Source organism: Ruegeria sp. BHSB056 (genome assembly GCF_059613305.1).
The window spans coordinates 16,119-32,069 of record NZ_JBXWSG010000039.1 but is presented as its reverse complement, the minus strand read 5'-3'; the positions used below and the strand labels follow the sequence as shown (position 1 = coordinate 32,069).

23 protein-coding genes are annotated in these 15,951 nt (G+C 59.8%); 9 read left to right on the top strand and 14 right to left on the bottom strand.

Translation table 11 applies throughout. The features are described 5' to 3' along the window. Positions 1-401 (bottom strand): LysR family transcriptional regulator (locus AC2FND_RS11450; protein WP_496769810.1); only part of this gene is annotated, 401 nt, incomplete at its 3' end. A 98-nt stretch (positions 402-499) separates the two neighbouring features. On the opposite strand from AC2FND_RS11450, the gene AC2FND_RS11445 reads away from it, so the two are divergent. Further along, positions 500-1,462 (top strand): sodium-dependent bicarbonate transport family permease, encoded by a 963-nt coding sequence (locus tag AC2FND_RS11445; protein ID WP_496769808.1) that lies wholly within the window; start codon positions 500-502, stop codon positions 1,460-1,462. Here AC2FND_RS11445 and AC2FND_RS11440 read toward each other — a convergent pair. From AC2FND_RS11440 to AC2FND_RS11425, 4 genes are read right to left on the bottom strand one after another with little or no spacing between them, the layout of a single operon-like run. Next, positions 1,455-2,357, bottom strand: coding sequence for an OmpA family protein (locus AC2FND_RS11440; RefSeq protein WP_496769806.1), 903 nt, complete (start codon positions 2,355-2,357; stop codon positions 1,455-1,457). The genes AC2FND_RS11445 and AC2FND_RS11440 overlap by 8 nt on opposite strands. After that, on the bottom strand, positions 2,354-2,926 hold the full coding sequence (locus tag AC2FND_RS11435) for a peroxidase-related enzyme (protein ID WP_209505114.1): 573 nt from the start codon (positions 2,924-2,926) through the stop codon (positions 2,354-2,356). The genes AC2FND_RS11440 and AC2FND_RS11435 overlap by 4 nt, the downstream gene beginning before the upstream one ends. 15 nt (positions 2,927-2,941) lie before the next feature. Then, positions 2,942-3,652: a GNAT family N-acetyltransferase gene (locus AC2FND_RS11430; protein WP_496769803.1), complete on the bottom strand. Its 711-nt coding sequence runs from the start codon at positions 3,650-3,652 to the stop codon at positions 2,942-2,944. Further along, positions 3,649-4,371 (bottom strand): competence/damage-inducible protein A, encoded by a 723-nt coding sequence (locus AC2FND_RS11425; RefSeq protein WP_496769801.1) that lies wholly within the window; start codon positions 4,369-4,371, stop codon positions 3,649-3,651. The genes AC2FND_RS11430 and AC2FND_RS11425 overlap by 4 nt, the downstream gene beginning before the upstream one ends. Positions 4,372-4,421: 50 nt before the next feature. Here AC2FND_RS11425 and sfsA point away from each other — a divergent pair, with 50 nt between their 5' ends. Beyond that, positions 4,422-5,153 (top strand): DNA/RNA nuclease SfsA, encoded by a 732-nt coding sequence (gene sfsA / locus AC2FND_RS11420; protein ID WP_496769799.1) that lies wholly within the window; start codon positions 4,422-4,424, stop codon positions 5,151-5,153. Positions 5,154-5,208: 55 nt separating this feature from the next. Here the strand turns inward: sfsA and AC2FND_RS11415 are convergent, their stop codons facing one another. Then, positions 5,209-6,126 carry a homocysteine S-methyltransferase family protein gene (locus AC2FND_RS11415; RefSeq protein WP_496769798.1) on the bottom strand — a complete coding sequence of 306 codons (918 nt, stop codon included), beginning with the start codon at positions 6,124-6,126 and terminating at the stop codon, positions 5,209-5,211. A gap of 275 nt (positions 6,127-6,401) precedes the next feature. Between AC2FND_RS11415 and map the strand changes: the two genes are divergently transcribed. Then, on the top strand, positions 6,402-7,214 hold the full coding sequence (gene map / locus AC2FND_RS11410; RefSeq protein ID WP_209598440.1) for a type I methionyl aminopeptidase: 813 nt from the start codon (positions 6,402-6,404) through the stop codon (positions 7,212-7,214). Here the strand turns inward: map and AC2FND_RS11405 are convergent. Genes AC2FND_RS11405 through AC2FND_RS11390 form a run of 4 tightly spaced genes read right to left on the bottom strand, consistent with a single transcriptional unit; the run spans position 7,202 to position 9,803 of the window. Next, entirely contained in the window at positions 7,202-7,381 is a 180-nt protein-coding gene (locus tag AC2FND_RS11405; protein WP_209505120.1) for a hypothetical protein, read from the bottom strand. The genes map and AC2FND_RS11405 overlap by 13 nt on opposite strands. 25 nt (positions 7,382-7,406) lie before the next feature. Beyond that, the gene (locus AC2FND_RS11400; protein WP_496769797.1) at positions 7,407-8,042 is read right to left on the bottom strand and encodes an HAD family hydrolase; all 636 of its coding nucleotides are present in this window, start codon (positions 8,040-8,042) and stop codon (positions 7,407-7,409) included. Then, positions 8,035-8,595 (bottom strand): 16S rRNA (guanine(966)-N(2))-methyltransferase RsmD, encoded by a 561-nt coding sequence (gene rsmD / locus AC2FND_RS11395; protein ID WP_209505122.1) that lies wholly within the window; start codon positions 8,593-8,595, stop codon positions 8,035-8,037. Before rsmD ends, AC2FND_RS11400 begins: the two co-directional genes overlap by 8 nt. After that, complete coding sequence (locus AC2FND_RS11390; protein ID WP_496769794.1) at positions 8,592-9,803, bottom strand: NAD(P)/FAD-dependent oxidoreductase; 1,212 nt, start codon at positions 9,801-9,803, stop codon at positions 8,592-8,594. The genes rsmD and AC2FND_RS11390 overlap by 4 nt, the downstream gene beginning before the upstream one ends. Positions 9,804-9,902: 99 nt before the next feature. Between AC2FND_RS11390 and AC2FND_RS11385 the strand changes: the two genes are divergently transcribed. The 4 genes from AC2FND_RS11385 (at position 9,903) to AC2FND_RS11370 (ending at position 11,422) form a co-directional block, all read left to right on the top strand. Then, a complete protein-coding gene (locus AC2FND_RS11385; protein ID WP_209598443.1) occupies positions 9,903-10,388 on the top strand; it encodes a peroxiredoxin in 486 nt (161 codons plus the stop codon). Positions 10,389-10,491: 103 nt separating this feature from the next. Continuing rightward, positions 10,492-10,737, top strand: coding sequence for a YMGG-like glycine zipper-containing protein (locus AC2FND_RS11380; RefSeq protein WP_209598444.1), 246 nt, complete (start codon positions 10,492-10,494; stop codon positions 10,735-10,737). A 10-nt stretch (positions 10,738-10,747) separates the two neighbouring features. Continuing rightward, entirely contained in the window at positions 10,748-11,095 is a 348-nt protein-coding gene (locus AC2FND_RS11375) for an EF-hand domain-containing protein (protein WP_496769792.1), read from the top strand. A gap of 15 nt (positions 11,096-11,110) precedes the next feature. Further along, complete coding sequence (locus AC2FND_RS11370; protein WP_209505127.1) at positions 11,111-11,422, top strand: hypothetical protein; 312 nt, start codon at positions 11,111-11,113, stop codon at positions 11,420-11,422. Here AC2FND_RS11370 and AC2FND_RS11365 read toward each other — a convergent pair. Genes AC2FND_RS11365 through AC2FND_RS11350 form a run of 4 tightly spaced genes read right to left on the bottom strand, consistent with a single transcriptional unit; the run spans position 11,419 to position 14,161 of the window. Continuing rightward, positions 11,419-11,712, bottom strand: coding sequence for a 4a-hydroxytetrahydrobiopterin dehydratase (locus tag AC2FND_RS11365; protein WP_209505128.1), 294 nt, complete (start codon positions 11,710-11,712; stop codon positions 11,419-11,421). The two genes, AC2FND_RS11370 and AC2FND_RS11365, sit on opposite strands and share 4 nt — an antisense overlap. Next, positions 11,709-12,896, bottom strand: coding sequence for a GNAT family N-acetyltransferase (locus AC2FND_RS11360; protein WP_496769790.1), 1,188 nt, complete (start codon positions 12,894-12,896; stop codon positions 11,709-11,711). The genes AC2FND_RS11365 and AC2FND_RS11360 overlap by 4 nt, the downstream gene beginning before the upstream one ends. Before the next feature lie 45 nt (positions 12,897-12,941). After that, a complete protein-coding gene (locus AC2FND_RS11355; RefSeq protein ID WP_209598448.1) occupies positions 12,942-13,709 on the bottom strand; it encodes a glycerophosphodiester phosphodiesterase family protein in 768 nt (255 codons plus the stop codon). Beyond that, positions 13,706-14,161: a RidA family protein gene (locus AC2FND_RS11350; protein WP_496769788.1), complete on the bottom strand. Its 456-nt coding sequence runs from the start codon at positions 14,159-14,161 to the stop codon at positions 13,706-13,708. Before AC2FND_RS11350 ends, AC2FND_RS11355 begins: the two co-directional genes overlap by 4 nt. 348 nt (positions 14,162-14,509) lie before the next feature. Between AC2FND_RS11350 and AC2FND_RS11345 the strand changes: the two genes are divergently transcribed. Together AC2FND_RS11345 and AC2FND_RS11340 are read left to right on the top strand one after the other, a co-directional pair. Further along, positions 14,510-15,280 (top strand): MlaA family lipoprotein, encoded by a 771-nt coding sequence (locus AC2FND_RS11345; protein ID WP_245222636.1) that lies wholly within the window; start codon positions 14,510-14,512, stop codon positions 15,278-15,280. Next, positions 15,270-15,869, top strand: coding sequence for an MlaC/ttg2D family ABC transporter substrate-binding protein (locus AC2FND_RS11340; protein WP_480913821.1), 600 nt, complete (start codon positions 15,270-15,272; stop codon positions 15,867-15,869). Before AC2FND_RS11345 ends, AC2FND_RS11340 begins: the two co-directional genes overlap by 11 nt. The last annotated feature ends 82 nt before the right edge of the window (positions 15,870-15,951 follow it).

Sequence of the window (15,951 nt, the reverse complement as noted above, 5' to 3'; positions counted from 1 at the left end):
TCCAGATCGCGGGTGTTTTCCTCGCGCACGACAATGCGTAATCCGGGGCGCAGGCGGTGCACCTCTTTGATGGCTTGCGGCAACAGGTACGGCCCGATCGAAGGCAAAACGCCCAGTCGCAACCTACCGCCAACCGGCATATCGTTGGTCATGGCGTGGCGCAGGTCCTTGACCTCGGCAAGGATCTTTTGCGCGCGCGAGATGAACTCTTCCCCCTTTGTGGTCACCTGAATTCCACCGCGGTTGCGGTCAAAGATCCGAATGCCAAGCTCTTGTTCTACGGTTGCAATTTGCGCCGACAGGCTGGGTTGGCTGACATTCAGCACCTCGGCGGCCAAACTGAACCGCCCGAGGCGGCTGACCGTGACGATGTATTCCAATTGGCGCAGGGTTGGACGCATTTCATAGCCTGAAACTATATTAAACTTATAAAGATAGTATTTGGCGAAATCAATTTTGCAAGGCACCTAGCCCTGAAACGAGGGATCAGGAGACAAGTATGCCCGGAGTGATCGAGACGCTGTCCAGCAACCTGCTGGTGCCCACCATATTGTTTTTTGCCCTAGGGCTTCTGGCCGCTTTTGTACGCAGCGATTTGTCTATCCCGGCGGGCGCGGCCAAGTTCATGTCGCTTTACCTGCTGCTGGCCATCGGGTTCAAAGGCGGTGCCAGCCTTGCCGCGCATGGCATCCACCTGCAACTGTTCCTGACCCTGCTGGGCGGCGTGGCCCTGTCCTTTACCATCCCCTTCGTGGCCTTCGCCCTGCTGAGGGTTATGACACGGCTGGATGCGTTGAACGCAGCTGCGGTCGCAGGGCATTACGGCTCGATTTCGATTGTCACCTTTGTCACCGCCACCAGCCTGCTGGATCTGGTGGGATTGACCCATGACGGGTTCATGGTGGCGGTTGCGGCAGCGATGGAGGTGCCGGCCATTCTGTCGGCGCTGTGGCTGGCGCACAAGACCGGCGGCAATGGCGTCAGGGATGACAAGCTGTGGCGTGATCTGCTGGCCAATGGATCGATTGTGCTGCTGACCGGGGCGTTCCTGATCGGGGCCATTACCGGGGGTGAAGGCATGCAGATGATCGCGCCTTTCATCGTTACGCCTTTCACAGGAATCCTGTGTCTGTTCCTGCTGGATATGGGGCTTTCGGCGGGGCGCAGCCTGATCAGCAATCGCGACAAACTGTCGGTTGGCCTGTTCGCCTTTGGCGCATTGATGCCCCTGATCGGCGCGCTGATGGCCTGGGCCGTCGGTGCGGTGATCGGATTGCCGCAAGGCAGCCTGTTCCTGTTCATGGTGCTGTCAGCCTCGGCGTCTTATATCGCGGTTCCGGCCGCCATGAAAATTGCACTGCCCAAGGCCGAGGCCGGGATTTATCTGACCCTGTCGCTGGGTGTGTCGTTTCCGTTCAACATCACGGTCGGATTGCCGCTGTACCTGTGGTGGGTCAGTTGACGAGCAAGACCGCCTCGACCCGGCGGTTCAGCTCGCGCCCTTCGGGAGTTGCGTTCGAGGTGAGCGGGGACAGATAGCCGACGCCCTGCGCCTCGATCCGGTCGGCGGCCACACCATGCGCATCAATCAGACGGGTGCGGACCGACTCGGCCCGGCTTTTGCTGACCGCGATATTGGCCTGCAACGCGCCGGTGTCATCGGTGTGCCCCACCAGCGCCAGGCGCATCTTGGGGTTGTCGGCCAGATACCCGGCCAGCAGGGTCAGAGAGGCGTATGTCCCCTCGTCCAACGCAACCTCACCGGTTGGGAAATGCAGATCGACCAGTATCACGTGACCCGATGTTGCCAGCGCCTCAAGCAGCCCTCCCGACCCCTCGACTGCCTGTTCGATCACGACCGGAACAGGGTCCGGTGCATTCTGGGGTGTGACGCGGATCATCTGGACATACCCGTCCGGGGGGTTGCGGCTGACCAACAGGCTGAGGGCAACAGGCCCCTTGGTGGCCGACAGGAACCGGTAATCCTGAATGGCGACATACATATCCGGGGTCGGAACGACCTCGGTGCCAAAGCGGAAATCGAACCCGCCACAGGCGCGGGCATCACATTCGAACAGAATCTTATAGCCCTGCGCCTCGATCTGGTCGCGCAGCGGGGTCAAAAGCTGGAGGGTTGTGCTTGAGCCCGCCTGAAGCCGCCACGTGTAGCGTTCAACCCGGCCTTCGAGGGTGTCAGCAGGCACCGCGCCATTCGCGAAAGGCCCCGTTGGCAGGTCATAGCTGTCCAGCGGCGAGGTGCGGTCGCTGATTTGGCGGGCGCTGGCTGGAAGGGTCAGGTCCTGCGCCAGAACCGGCCCAGCCAGCAGCGTGGCAATGAGGGCGGCTGATCGGATCATCGAAACTGCGCGTGATACTCGGGGTTGGGCACCATTGCCGTGGCACTGGCCACCCGGTTGGACATGTTGAAGAACCCGGCGACATTGGCAATGTCCCAGATATCGCGGTCGGTAAAGCCTGCATCGCGCAGCTTCTGGCGGTCGGGTTCTTCGATCTCGGCGCTGGCGGTGGTCATTTTGGCGGCAAAGTCCAGCATCGCGCGCTGCCGGGGCTCGATCGGGGCAACGCGGTAGTTCATCACCAGCATCTCGCCCAGTTGCGGGTTGCCTGAAAGCTGCCGGACCGCCGCACCATGCGCGACCAGACAATAGAAGCACTTGTTGATCGACGACACGACCACGGCGATCATCTCGCGTTCCAGCTTGGACAGGCCGCTGTTGGCCAGCATCAGATCGTTATACATCGCCGTGAACGTGTTCAGCTTGTCGATATCGAAGGCGTTCGCTTTCAGCACATTCGGCACCATGCCCAGCTTTTCGACACAAATATCGAAATATTTCTGCGTTTCCGGCGGCAGCGGATCGACCATGGGCAGGTTCAGCGCGGTGGGCATGTCTTTCTGTGTCATGGCGACCCCTTTTGTTCAGACAAGGCGACGGTAATGGTATTCACTGGCGATCTCCATCCCGAGGGCGCAATAGAGACCATTGGCACCTTCATTGGCCTTGGTGCAGATCACACTGAAGGTTTGAGCGCCGTTGTCACCTGCCCAAATCGCCGCGGCGCGCATGGTCCACTGACCCAGCCCCTGACGGCGGTGCGCGGGCAGGATTTCAAGCGCATGTAGCATCGCGACATCGCCATGCATCGCCACGAAGGCTGCCCCGCTGGGTTTGTCGTTGTGGCGCAGCAGCAGACCGGTTTTGGGGCCTTTCGCGCGCTCCATCACCGCCAGACGTTCGGGCCCGATCCCACCAGCCGCCCAGATTTCGCGCATGATTTCAAGCGGCTCCCAGACCGAAAACACCATGACCGGAGGGATCGGCTGATCGGTGAGGTGAGAGACGGGGCACGTATAGATGTTGACCGGATCAAGGATGTCATATCCCCGTTGCGCCAGCTTTGCATCCAGCGCTTCATCCCCCGGGCGCAGGCAGAAGATGGATTTCTGCCCCATGGCCTGCATCGCGGCCTCGGCCGCGTCGATATCGGCATCGCTGGCCGGGGCCAGCGCATTGGCCGCAGAAACACGCGAGCCACCGCCCTGCCCTTCGCGCAGTTGAAACGGCCCCAGCCTGCGATACCGCGCGGCAGGCCATGTGCCGTCGACGATGTCCGCCCAGTCGCCGCTCAAAGCGCAAGCTCTTTCGCCAGACGGGTCATGGCCGCGTCAATCCGGCTGCCATCGGTGCCGCGCACCACCACGTTGGCCCCAAAGGCCCCGTTGATCTGAAACGGATAGCAGCCGATGGACAGATCGCTGAAATCCTCGGCCAGCGCAGACAGGTTGGCGGCGATATCGCCTTCGCCCCGGTCCACGCGCAGGGTTTGCGACAGCAGGGGGCTGCCACCGGTCAGTGTGGGCAGGACGCTGGCGACCATGGCCTGAAACACCAGCGGCACCCCGGCCATCACATGCACGTTCTTCAGGGTGAAACCCGGCGCGGTCGAGACCGGATTGTCGATCAATGTCGCGCCATCCGGGATACGCGCCATGCGCAGGCGGGCGGCGTTCAGTTCCAGCCCGGATTTGTCGTAATGCGCCTGCAACAGCGCGCGCGCGTCGTCGCGAGTGTCAATCGGGGTATCGAAGGCGCGCGCAATGCAATCGGCGGTGATATCGTCATGGGTCGGGCCGATGCCGCCGCTGGTAAAGACGGTGTCGTGGCTGTCAGACAGCGCTTTGACCGCCGCTTCGATGGCGGGGGCGTCATCGCTGACGATGCGAACCTCTTTCAGATCGATGCCGTGTTTTGCCAGCTCCTGCGCCAGATAATGCATGTTTGCATCGCGGGTGCGGCCCGACAGGATTTCATCCCCGATCACCAGCATTGCTGCGGTTGGATTGGCCATGGCGCGGACTCCTCTTGATCGTCTTCAGGGGCAGGTATAGGCCGTGAGACATGCGTTTTGAAACCCCTCTTGTCCCCGCCCGCCTGATCCGTCGCTACAAACGCTTTCTGGCCGATTGCCGTTTGGAAGACGGGCACGAGGTGACCGCCCATTGCGCCAATCCGGGGTCGATGATGGGGCTGGCCGAACCGGGTCAGATGATCTGGCTGGAGCCCAACGACGACCCAAAGAAAAAGCTGAAATTCGGCTGGCGGCTGGTGGATCACGAAAACGGGCATTTCACCGGGGTTGACACATCCGTCCCGAACCGGGCATTGCGGGCGGCGCTTGCGGCGCGCGAGATCCCCGAGCTGGCCGCCTATGACACTGTCCGGCCCGAGGTGAAATACGGGCAAAACAGCCGTATCGATTTCCTGCTGAGCGGCCCCGGCCTGCCAGATGCCTATATCGAGGTCAAAAGCGTGACGCTGTCCCGCCAGCCCGGTCTGGCCGAGTTCCCCGACAGCGTCACCGCGCGCGGCACCAAACATCTGGGCGAGCTGGCACAGATGGCGGCGCAGGGGCACCGGGCGATCATGCTGTACCTGGTGCAACGCACCGATTGCGACCGGTTCGCGCTGGCCGCGGATATCGATCCGGCCTATGCGGCGGCGTTCGAGGCGGCGCAGGCGCAAGGGGTAGAGCGGATGATTTGCGGGACGCGGATTTCGCCGGATGGGGTTTGGGTTGACGTCAGTACCTTTCCAGTAATCAACCAGCATGACCCTGACCTGGTGACGTAGCCCAAAATGCGCGCGATTGACTAAGGAGCACTGATTGAGACTGTTTGGCGCGCGTCTAAGACGCAGCAACCGCTTGTGCCATGAGTTTCAAATGCCTCATATCTGTACCGCAGCACCCTCCTATCACTGAAATTGACGGGTTTTTATGCACGACGTCCGCAATCTCTTGCCCAAGCACATGGGGGTCACCTTCGTCTAATTCCTCGGCCTCATCCAGTTCCGCATGAGAGCAACTTGATGCGTTTGCGACAACGCCTCTTAGTCTTGGATGGCGATTTAGCGCATCGGAAAAGTGGGTCGGATGGGCACAATTGACCATGAAGAACTGCGCAGCCGCATCCGTGGCGACATCGATTTGATCCAGCGCGTCTACAAGCTTTGTTCCATCAGCCAGACACCCGTCGGTTTCAACAACCAATGACATCACTATCGGTAGTCCAAAATCCTGCGCAGCCAGAATGCAGCCCGCTGCTTCGCTAGGTCTGTTGAACGTATAAGCTGTCACCAAGTCGACACTGGTTTGTTTCAAAACGGCAAGCTGCGCACTGTGATACTGACGGGCATCATCGATCGACATGGCCGGAACGTCCGCATAGGGATCGTGGCGTGGGCCGACGCAAGCAGAAACCAAAACGTCATCTCGACCAGCGCTCTGACGCACGTCTTCCATTAACGCGACAGCATCCCGGTTTATTTCATCCAGTTGTTCGGCATCGTAACCCAGAGGAGCAGCCCGATCGGCATTGGCCATCCAAGTCGGTGCATCAAGTATGCAACCCACCTCCATCTCGCCCGCCAACTGAACAAGCGCGTACATCTGACCTGCAAGGACAGAACGGGTTTCTGGGTTCTCTAGCAATGGAAATGAGGCAAATCCCGGCAAATCTATGCCGTGGTTAAAGATCAGATCCGTGCCAGTTCCGGCAAAAACCAAATACTTCTTGTCTGTCTCGTGCGGGAGCTGTCGTGGCACTTCAGTGCGCTCCTTTAATTGTTGGAGTTCATCGCAACAATAACAGGGCAGAGGCTGTCTGTGAAATTTGCTGTGTAAACTGAACAAACACCAAACCGTTATGCGTCAACGCAATGGTCGATGGGTCAAACCGGATTTGAAACCTAACTGCAGTTCAAGTTCTTGAACTCTCGTGGTTCTGCCCCATGTGCCGCCTGATACACTGCGCCCTCTGGTACTTTCTGCACAAGCAGCGTAAAAGAAGTGCCGCGCGTAACAATTGGAGCTTTGCGTCGATGAAAGAGCATCGTGGCCGCCTGACCAAGGACGGTATCCGCATCTATGAACAGGGTGATTTTGCCGGGATGCACGCGGCGGGCGCTCTGGCGGCGCGGATCCTGGATGATATCGCCGCGCATGTCTTTCCCGGTCAGACCACGGGTGCGCTTGACGGGCTGATCACGCAGATGGTCGAGGATGCGGGCGCGACCTCGGCCACGATCGGCTATAAGGGGTATGAGCACGCCAGCTGCATCAGTGTGAACCATGTGGTCTGCCACGGTATTCCCGGTGACAAGAAGCTGAAGGATGGCGATATCCTGAACATCGATGTGACCGTCATCGTGGATGGCTGGTTCGGTGACACCTCGCGCATGTATGTGGCGGGCAAACTGCCGCGCAAGGCCGAGCGTCTGATCCAGGTAACCCACGACGCGCTGTTCAAGGGCATCGAGATGGTCAAACCGGGCAACACGTTCGGCGATATCGGCCATGCCATTCAGGCCTATGTCGAAGCGCATCGGATGAGTGTTGTTCGCGACTTTTGCGGGCACGGTCTGGGCCGCGTGTTCCACGCGCCGCCGAATGTACTGCACTATGGCCGCCCCGGCACAGGCGCGGTTCTTGAGGAAGGTATGTTCTTTACCATTGAACCGATGGTCAATCTGGGCCGTCCCGAAACCAAGACACTGGCCGATGACTGGACCGCTGTGACCCGCGACAAGTCGCTGTCGGCACAGTTCGAGCATTCGGTGGGCGTAACGGCGAATGGGGTCGATATCTTTACCCTGTCACCGGGCGGCAAGTTTCACCCGACCTATTCGTCCTGATCGGCGGCCTGTTCGCGCAGGAGCTTCAGCAGCATCGTCTCAGCCCCCCAAGGGGTAACCGCATCGTGGATGAACACCGGCGCGCGCAGGGGTTTGGGGTCAGGTTTCGTCGTGACCTCGGCGTCGCGGGAGACTGTCCAGACAAAGGGTGTCAGAGCATGGTCCATGGCTGCACCCTAGCACAGTTGGGGGTCAGAGTCCCAACAGCGGGTGCGCCTGTGACATATCCGTGATCACCTCGGCCCCAAGATCGGCCAGCCTGTCACCACCGCCATGCGGCGCGTAGGCCAGACAGCGCATATTGGCCCGGATTGCGGCCGTAACGCCATTGTGGCTGTCCTCGATAACCACAGGGACCTGTGCGCCAAAATGTTCGGCCGCCAGTTGAAACATCTTTGGATCAGGCTTGCCGGTGCCCAGCACATGGGCCGAGAACATCACATCTTTGAACCGGTCCCAAAGCCCGTTCTGGCCCAGCGTGATCTGCATCTTGTCCGGGCTGCCGTTTGAGGCCACGCAATAGGGGATGCCCCGCTGATCCAGCGCCGCAAGCAGGTCTGCGACACCAGATACCAAAGGCACACCGGCGCGCAGGCGGTCGTAGGTTTCGGCATAGACCTGATCAATCCAGTCTTCGGGCAGATCAGCGCCCATTCCACGCGCCTTGTCGCGCACCCCAACCATGGTTCCACCCACAAACAGGGACATGCATTCGGGCAAGGTCAGGTGCAGGCCATAGCCTGCCAGATTGTCCGCCAGCACCTGGTTCGAGATCACCTCGCTGTCGACCAGAACGCCATCGCAATCGAAAATGACCAGATCATGCACTTTGATCACCGTTCCGCATCAATGAGATATACGTGTCGCCATATTTGCGACTGTCGTGCACCGTGAACCCGGCCGGAGCCTGCATCCGTGAGTTTTCTTCCCAAACCAGCAGCGCATCATCCGCGATCCAGCCATTGGCCAGCGCGTCAATGGCTTTCTGTCCCATGGCCTTGCCATAGGGCGGATCCAGAAAGATCAGATCGTAGGGCGCGCCCGGGTTTTCGCCCAACCGGGTTGCATCGCGGCGGATCAGGTCGGTGCGCCCGGCACTGCGGGTCAGGTCGATATTCTTGCGGATCAAACCCTGCGCCACACGCCCGTCATCGACGAAGGTGACATGCGCCGCACCGCGTGACAGCGCTTCGAGCCCGAGTGCCCCGGTGCCAGCAAACAGGTCCAGCACGCGCAGGCCGTCGAAATCGATCTGATGGGCCAGCACGTTGAACAGGCTTTCGCGCACCCGGTCGGTGGTCGGGCGCAGATGTGCGCCCGCATCGCCCTTGCCGACGGGGGTCAGGGCGCGACCGCGGAACTCTCCGGCGATGATCCTCATGCCTTGAGCAGCGGTTTAAGGTCTGCGTCCGGGTCAGCCACGACGGCCGGGTCGGCCGTTTTTCCCATCTCGATCAGGCGTTTGCCGACCATATAGGCGCGCGGATCGTTCATCGCGTCAACCGCAATCAGCTTGTCGCCGTTGTAATACCAGAAGGATACGGTCTGCCCTTCGCCCTGCCGCGTCACCACGCGGTCATATCCGGTGTTCAGGCCCGCGATCTGAAGCTTGACGTCATATTGATCCGACCAGAACCACGGGGTTGCCACATAGTCCTTGGCCGCGCCCAGCATGTTCTGGGCCACGATCTCGGCCTGATCAATGGCGTTGGGGACGCTTTCCAGACGGATGCGGCCTTCGCCGTGCGGAAAAGAGGCACAATCGCCAGCCGCCCAGATCGAAGGGTCGGACGTGCGACCATGGGCGTCGGTCCTGATGCCGTTGTCCAGGTCCAGTCCCGCCATCTCGGCCAGTTGGGTTGCGGGTGCAATGCCGACGCCAACCACAACAAAATCAACGTCCAACTTTGTGCCGTCGGTCAGAACCGCGCCGGTGACCTTGCCGTTTTCGCCGATCAGACGATCCAGCCCGACGCCTTCGCGGATGTCAGCACCGTATGCACTGTGCAACGCGCGGAAATAATCGCTGGTCTCGGGCGCTGCGACCCGTTGCAGGATACGGTCGGCCATCTCGACCAGAGTGACCTTGACACCGCGCTTGGCGCAGACGGCAGCAGCTTCGAGACCGATATACCCGCCGCCCACGATCAGCGCGCGAGCGCCTTCGGTCACTTTGGGCTCCATCTCGTCGATATGGGCCAGATCGCGCACCACATGCACACCGTCCAGATCGCCACCAATCGCGGCAGGCAGGCGGCGCGGGTCCGATCCGGTGGTCAGCGCCAGTTCGTCGTAAGAGATAACCTCATCCCCCTGCGTGACCGTTTTGGCCTTGGGGTCGATACCGGTGACGCGCTGACCCAGACGCAGGGTGATGTTGTTTTCCGTATAAAAACTTTCAGGCCGCAGGAACAGACGCTCAAGCTCCATCTCGCCCAGCAGATAGGCTTTGGACAGGGGCGGGCGCTGATAAGGCAGATGCGGCTCGGCCCCGATCAGAGTGATTTCACCCGCAAACCCGTCCTTGCGCAGACGGGCCACCAAAGACGCGCCTGCCTGCCCCGCGCCGATCACGACAATATGGCTCATGCTTTGCCTACCCCGCAGTTTTCAAGTGGTCACCGTGTTCAGACCACCTATATTGCGGCTAAGCCCAATTCTGCAAATCCAAACGACAGGAGCTGAATAATGATTTCAACAGGAGATACCCTGCCCGAAGCAACGCTGATCCAGATGGGTGCGAACGGGCCGGAAGAGGTGCGGATTTCAGACAAGACCAAAGGCCGCAAGGTGGTGATCTTTGCCGTGCCGGGGGCCTATACCGGCACCTGCACGACCGCCCATGTGCCCAGTTTCATCCGCACGAAGAAACAGTTTGACGCCAAGGGCGTGGACGAGATCCTGTGCCTTTCGGTCAATGATCCGTTTGTGATGCAGGCGTGGGGGCAATCCACGGGCGCGACCGAGGCGGGACTGACCATGGTATCGGACGCGGCGGCAGAGTTCACCAAGGCCATCGGCATGGATTTCGATGCGCCGCCCGTGGGGCTTTTCGCACGGTCCAAGCGATATGCAATGCTGGTCGAGGATGGCAAGGTCACGGTACTGAATATGGAAGAAAACCCCGGTGCCTGCGAAATTTCCGCCGGGGAAGGCCTGCTGGATGTGATCTGATTTTGATCGGCCCTGGTCCAACCGGGGCCTTTCGCCGCCAATTTAACTTGAAGCGCCGCCCCAGAGCGCGAATACTTGGCCTATTCATACGGGGAGTTTTTTCATGAAACTTAACGCGTTCTACCTATTACTGTCCGGTGCCGCCCTTTTGGCGGCCTGTGGACCGGCCCCAACCCCGCAACAGCAAGCTGCACGCCAGCACGAAATCGCCTGTCTGGGCGGAACGTTGGGCGGGGCGTTGATCGGGGGCGCGATCGGCAACCAGTTCGGTGGCGGATCGGGCAAGACGATCCTGACCGCCGCGGGCGCTGCCGCTGGCGGCATCGAAGGTCAGAGATTCGCGTGCTGAGGAGGTCGATATGAAACAGTTAAGCTTGGTGATATTCATGGTGGCTTTGGCCGGTTCGGGTCACGCCGAAAGCGTGGCTGAACTGCACGAAAACGAGTTGAAGGCCATCGACGCCAACAATGACGGGTTCCTGTCCAAAGACGAGTTCGATGCTTTCTCGGATTACGCCTTTCAGACGATGGACGAAGACAGGAACGGTACTCTGGGTCAGGCCGAGGCCAAGCCGTTCATGGACATCAAACTGTTCCGCAACGCTGACCGAAACGGCGACAACGTAATCTCAAGACCTGAATTTGACACCCAGATGGGCGCGGATTTCCAGTCTGCGGATCAGGACGGGAATGGTCGGCTTGACTAACGACAGGAGCATGGGATGAACAAATGGCTTGGGGTGACAGCGCTGGCGCTGGTTGCGGCCTGTGACGTGCCGCAGGCCCCGTTGGTGGCAGGCCCAGACGGGCAGGCCCGCATTCAGATAAACCTGTCTGGCCTGACCTGCTATGAAAACAAGTGTCTGGATATCAACCCGGCCGCGCGCAGCGTGCGTCAGATCGGAAACAAGACCACGGGCATTCCAAGGGCGATTGACGTCAGCGACGGCACTGTCACGCCTGCCGAGTTCCGGCAGATGGGCACTGCCGCATCGCTGGCTGGCGGTGAAGGGTCAGGCCGCAACGATCGCTAGCACAGACTGTCCATCTTGCGGGCCAGCTTGGCATCCAGCGACGACAGGCCGCCCACGTCATGGGTGGACAAGACAACCTCGACCGTGCGGTAGACATTGAACCATTCGGGGTGATGGTTCCACTTCTCGGCCCAGATTGCCACCTGTGTCATCCAGCCGAAGGCATGGACAAAATTGTCGAAAATGAAGGTCTTGGTGATCGCATCGCGGCCTTCAACCATGGTCCAACCGTTTTTGAACAGCGGATCCAGCAGCGGGCCACGGGTTTCGGTCGACAAGAGTTCGGTCATTGCTGTTCCTCCGGGTTCGATTTCCTGAACGGGCCGTAATCCGTCAGAATCTCGATCTCTTCTTCCACTGCGTGGCCTTCGGCGTCCAGATATTTCTTGACCGCATCAGCAAAACCCGGATCGCCCACCCAATGCAAGCTATGCGTGCGTGTTGGCAGGTACCCTCGCGCCAGCTTGTGTTCGCCCTGTGCGCCTGCCTCGACCCGGGCCAGACCTTGGGCAATGGCAAAGTCGATTGCCCTATAATAGCACAGTTCGAAATGCAGGCAGGGATGATGTTCGATGCAGCCCCAATAGCGCCCAAAAAGGGTTTCACGGCCGATGAAGTTCAACGCACCCGCAATGGGAAATCCATTCCGTTCGGCCAGCACAAGGGCCATGTCTTCTGCCATCGTGTCCTGTGCAATATCAAAGAACTGCCGCGTCAGATAGGGTGAGCCCCATTTGCGCGATCCGGTGTCCTGGTAGAACCGCCAGAACGCGTCCCAGTGTTCGGGGCGCAGCTGGTCACCGGTCAGAGTGCGGATCTCACCGCCAAAACCACAGGCCTGTGCGCGTTCTTTCCGGATAGTCTTGCGCTTGCGCGACGACAGCGCGCTCAGGAAATCGTCGAAATCTGAATAGTTATCGTTCAGCCAGTGAAACTGCTGCGATCGGCGCAGCATCAGGCCCATTTGCTCACCGGCCAGGGCTTCGTCTTCGGTACAGAAGGTCACGTGAAGGGACGAGACCCGGTTGTCAGCCGCAAGCTGCACCGCCCCCTGAACCAGCGCCGACATGCCGATCCGTTCATAGCCCGGACGCACCAGAAACCGCCGCCCGGTTGCCGGGGTGAACGGCACCGCGATTTGCAGTTTTGGGTAATACCGCCCGCCCGCGCTTTCATAGGCATGGGCCCAGCTGTGATCAAAGATGTATTCGCCCTGGCTGTGCGATTTGGCGTACATCGGGGCCACCGCGATCAGCATCCCGTCATGATAGGCGGTCAGGTATTGCGGCTGCCAGCCGGTGCCACGCCCGACCGAGCCGCTGTCTTCCAGCGCCAGCAAAAAGCGATGTGTGGTAAAGGGATCAAGCGGCCGCCCGCCATCGGCAACTTCGGGGCAGGCGCAGGCATCCCACTCTGCCGCTGAAATCTGCGACAGAGCACCCAGTACCTGAACCTCGATCTGTGCCTGATCCATATGTCCTCCGCGCCTGCCCTTTATCTGTGACCGCACGAAGGGGGTTCAAGTCGAATGCGCAGCCAAATAGCCTTCGAAGGTCACATTGTCGGCAACCTTGCGGGCTTGTGCCTCTTGTTCGGGCGACCGGATTGTCCAACACAGGATCGGCACGCCCCGCGCCTTGAGTTCCGCCACGCGGGGGCGCGACAGGTCTGCGGCTTCGTGGCTGATGAAACTGGCGCCGACACGGTCGAAATCCGGGATATCGCGCAGGTGATCGCAGACGCTTTGCGGCAAAAGCTCGACACTGGGTTCATAGGCGCAGGTCGTGATCCCGCGCGGCAGATGCGGGGCGAGCCGCGCCAGTTCAGCGACCGAGTTGGGATTAAAGGACATCAGAGCCACCGGGCCTTTGTAACCCTGCAACGCGCGCACGGTGTCGCGTTCAAGCGCGCCCACATTCGTGCCCATCGCCCCGTCCTGATCCTTTAATTCGATCAGCAACGGCACCCGGCCAGCGACAATGTCCAGCACATCATCCAGTGTCGGAATGCCGTCATCCCCATGCAAAAGCGGCGTGCCAGAGGCGGCAAGTGCCGTGACCTGCTGAATGGGTCCCGACTGCCCGGTCAGGCGGGTCATGTCGTAATCGTGAAAGACCATTGCCTGGTCATCCGATGTCAGCTGAAGATCGATCTCGATCCCGTAGCCAGCCTCAATCGCGGCACGAATGGCCGCCCGGCTGTTTTCCGGGCGGTTCTTGGTAATGTCATGCAGCGCCCGATGCGCAATCGGGGCCTGCAAAAACACATCTGGTAGGGGCGGCGTCATTCGATTTCGAAAATGCCTTCGATCTCGACCGCGACACCCAGCGGAAGCGACGCCGCGCTGACGGCGGAACGCGAGTGGCGACCGGCATCGCCCAGCGCTTCGACCAGAAAATCGGACGCGCCGTTGATCACCTGCGGCTGTGCCGTGAATTCAGCGGTCGAGTTCACGAATCCGGTCAGCTTGATCACGCGGACCAGCTTTTCGATTTCGCCGCCACATGCTGCCTTAACCTGTGCCAGCAGGTTGATCGCGCAGACACGCGCCGCCGCAGCCCCGGCTTCGACGTCCAAGTCATCGCCCAGTTTACCGGTGATCAGCTTGTCAGTCTTCGATATCTGGCCAGATACGTACAGGATATTGCCGACACGCACGAAAGGCACATAGTTGGCCGCAGGCGCGGGCGCGTCTTCCAGCGTTACACCGAGGCTTTCCAGTTTTGCAGCGATGCTCATTGCGAGGGTCCTTCCCTAATTTCAACTCTGCCGGACGCTAACCGGGAAGCACGGATTGGGAAAGACGGAAACCGGCAATTTCCGGGCTGCCTGCGCTCTGAGCGTATCTTTACTGAAAATTCACTGTTGATCGACAGTCACTTTACCCCACTGTGATGGACAGGTTAAACGCAAGGTGTTTCATTTAAGACCTGAAACGACTATGTGACTGCAACTTGTGCCGCCCCGGCACGTGGATTTTGGTGGATTATTGATTGAATGTCCGGCGCGCATGTGCCGGGCCATTTAGGAGAGACAAAGATCGTGTCGAGCAGATTTCGCCTGAAACACCTTGTTTTACTGTCGGTCATGACCCTTGTGTCCGCTTGTGCAACGACGCCGCCCGAGGGTGCCTCGCGCAGTGATGTGTTTGATCCGTATGAAAATGCGAACCGGGGAATTCACAAGTTTAATCTGGGTGTTGACCGGTTCCTGTTCCGGCCGGCCTCGAAAGGCTATGTCAAAATCGTCCCTGACCCGATGGTGACCAGTTTCAGCACTTTTGCCGAAAACATCTCGCTGCCCGGTCAGGCGGTGGACTATCTGCTTCAGGGCAACCCGAAACAGATGGGCAATGCCCTGCTGCGCTTTGTGATCAACATGACCGTGGGTGGCTTTGGCCTGTCTTCGCCCGCTGATGAGTTGAACCTGCCACCGGTGGACACGGATTTCGGTGAGACCCTGCATGTCTGGGGGGTTGGCGAAGGCGCTTATATCGAGCTGCCATTCTATGGCCCGTCGACCCAAAGGGATGCGATTGGGGTTGTGGTCAACCTGTTCTCGAATCCGATCAATTTCAGCCCGACCCGCCCCGCCGACAACCTTGGCGTCTACGCCGAGATCGTGCGGCGCATGGGCGATCGGGGCCGGTTCTCGGATACTGTCGATTCCATTCTTTACGAAAGTGCTGACAGCTATGCGCAGGCCCGCCTGATCTACCTGCAAAACCGCCGCTTCGAACTGGCAAGAGATGACGAAGACGCCTATCTGGACTTGTATTCTGACCCCTATGCCGAAACCGGAACGGACCCGGTGAGGGACCCCTATCTTGACCCCTATGAGGACCCCTATGCTGAATAACGCGTTGAACCGTCGTCATTTTATCGCAGCCGGGCTGGCGCTGGCAGTGCTGCCCGCACCTGCCTTTGCCCAGACCGAGGCCGCCGCCAAGGCGCTTGTGACCAGCGTTGTTTCCGACATCAACCGGGTGATCGAGTCGGGTAAATCCGAAAAAGCGATGCTGCGCGATTTCGAAAAGATCTTCGCGCAGTATGCCGACGTGCCGATCATGGCGCGCTATGCGCTGGGTGCGGACGCGCGCGCAGCCAGCCCGACCCAGCTGAAACAGTTCACCGCTGCCTTTCAGGGCTATATCTCGCGCAAATACGGCCGCCGCTTTCGCGAATTCATCGGCGGTGAAGTCGATGTTCGCAATGCCCGCAAGATCAAGGCCGGGTTCGAGGTTCGCACAATGGTCAAGCTGCGCGGATCAGCCCCGTTCGATGTGACGTTCCTTGTTTCCGACAAATCCGGCCGCGACAAGTTCTACAACATGTTCATCGAAGGCGTGAATCTGTTGCTGACCGAACGCACCGAGATTGGCGCAATGCTGGATGCCCGCAAAGGCAACCTAAATCAGCTGATCACGGACCTGAAAAAGACGGGTTAAGCCGTTTCCGGCGCAAATGAGCGCCGGAAAACGCGTTTTCTGTGCAAATCTGAAGGGCCAGGCTTGTCTGGCCCTTTTTCGT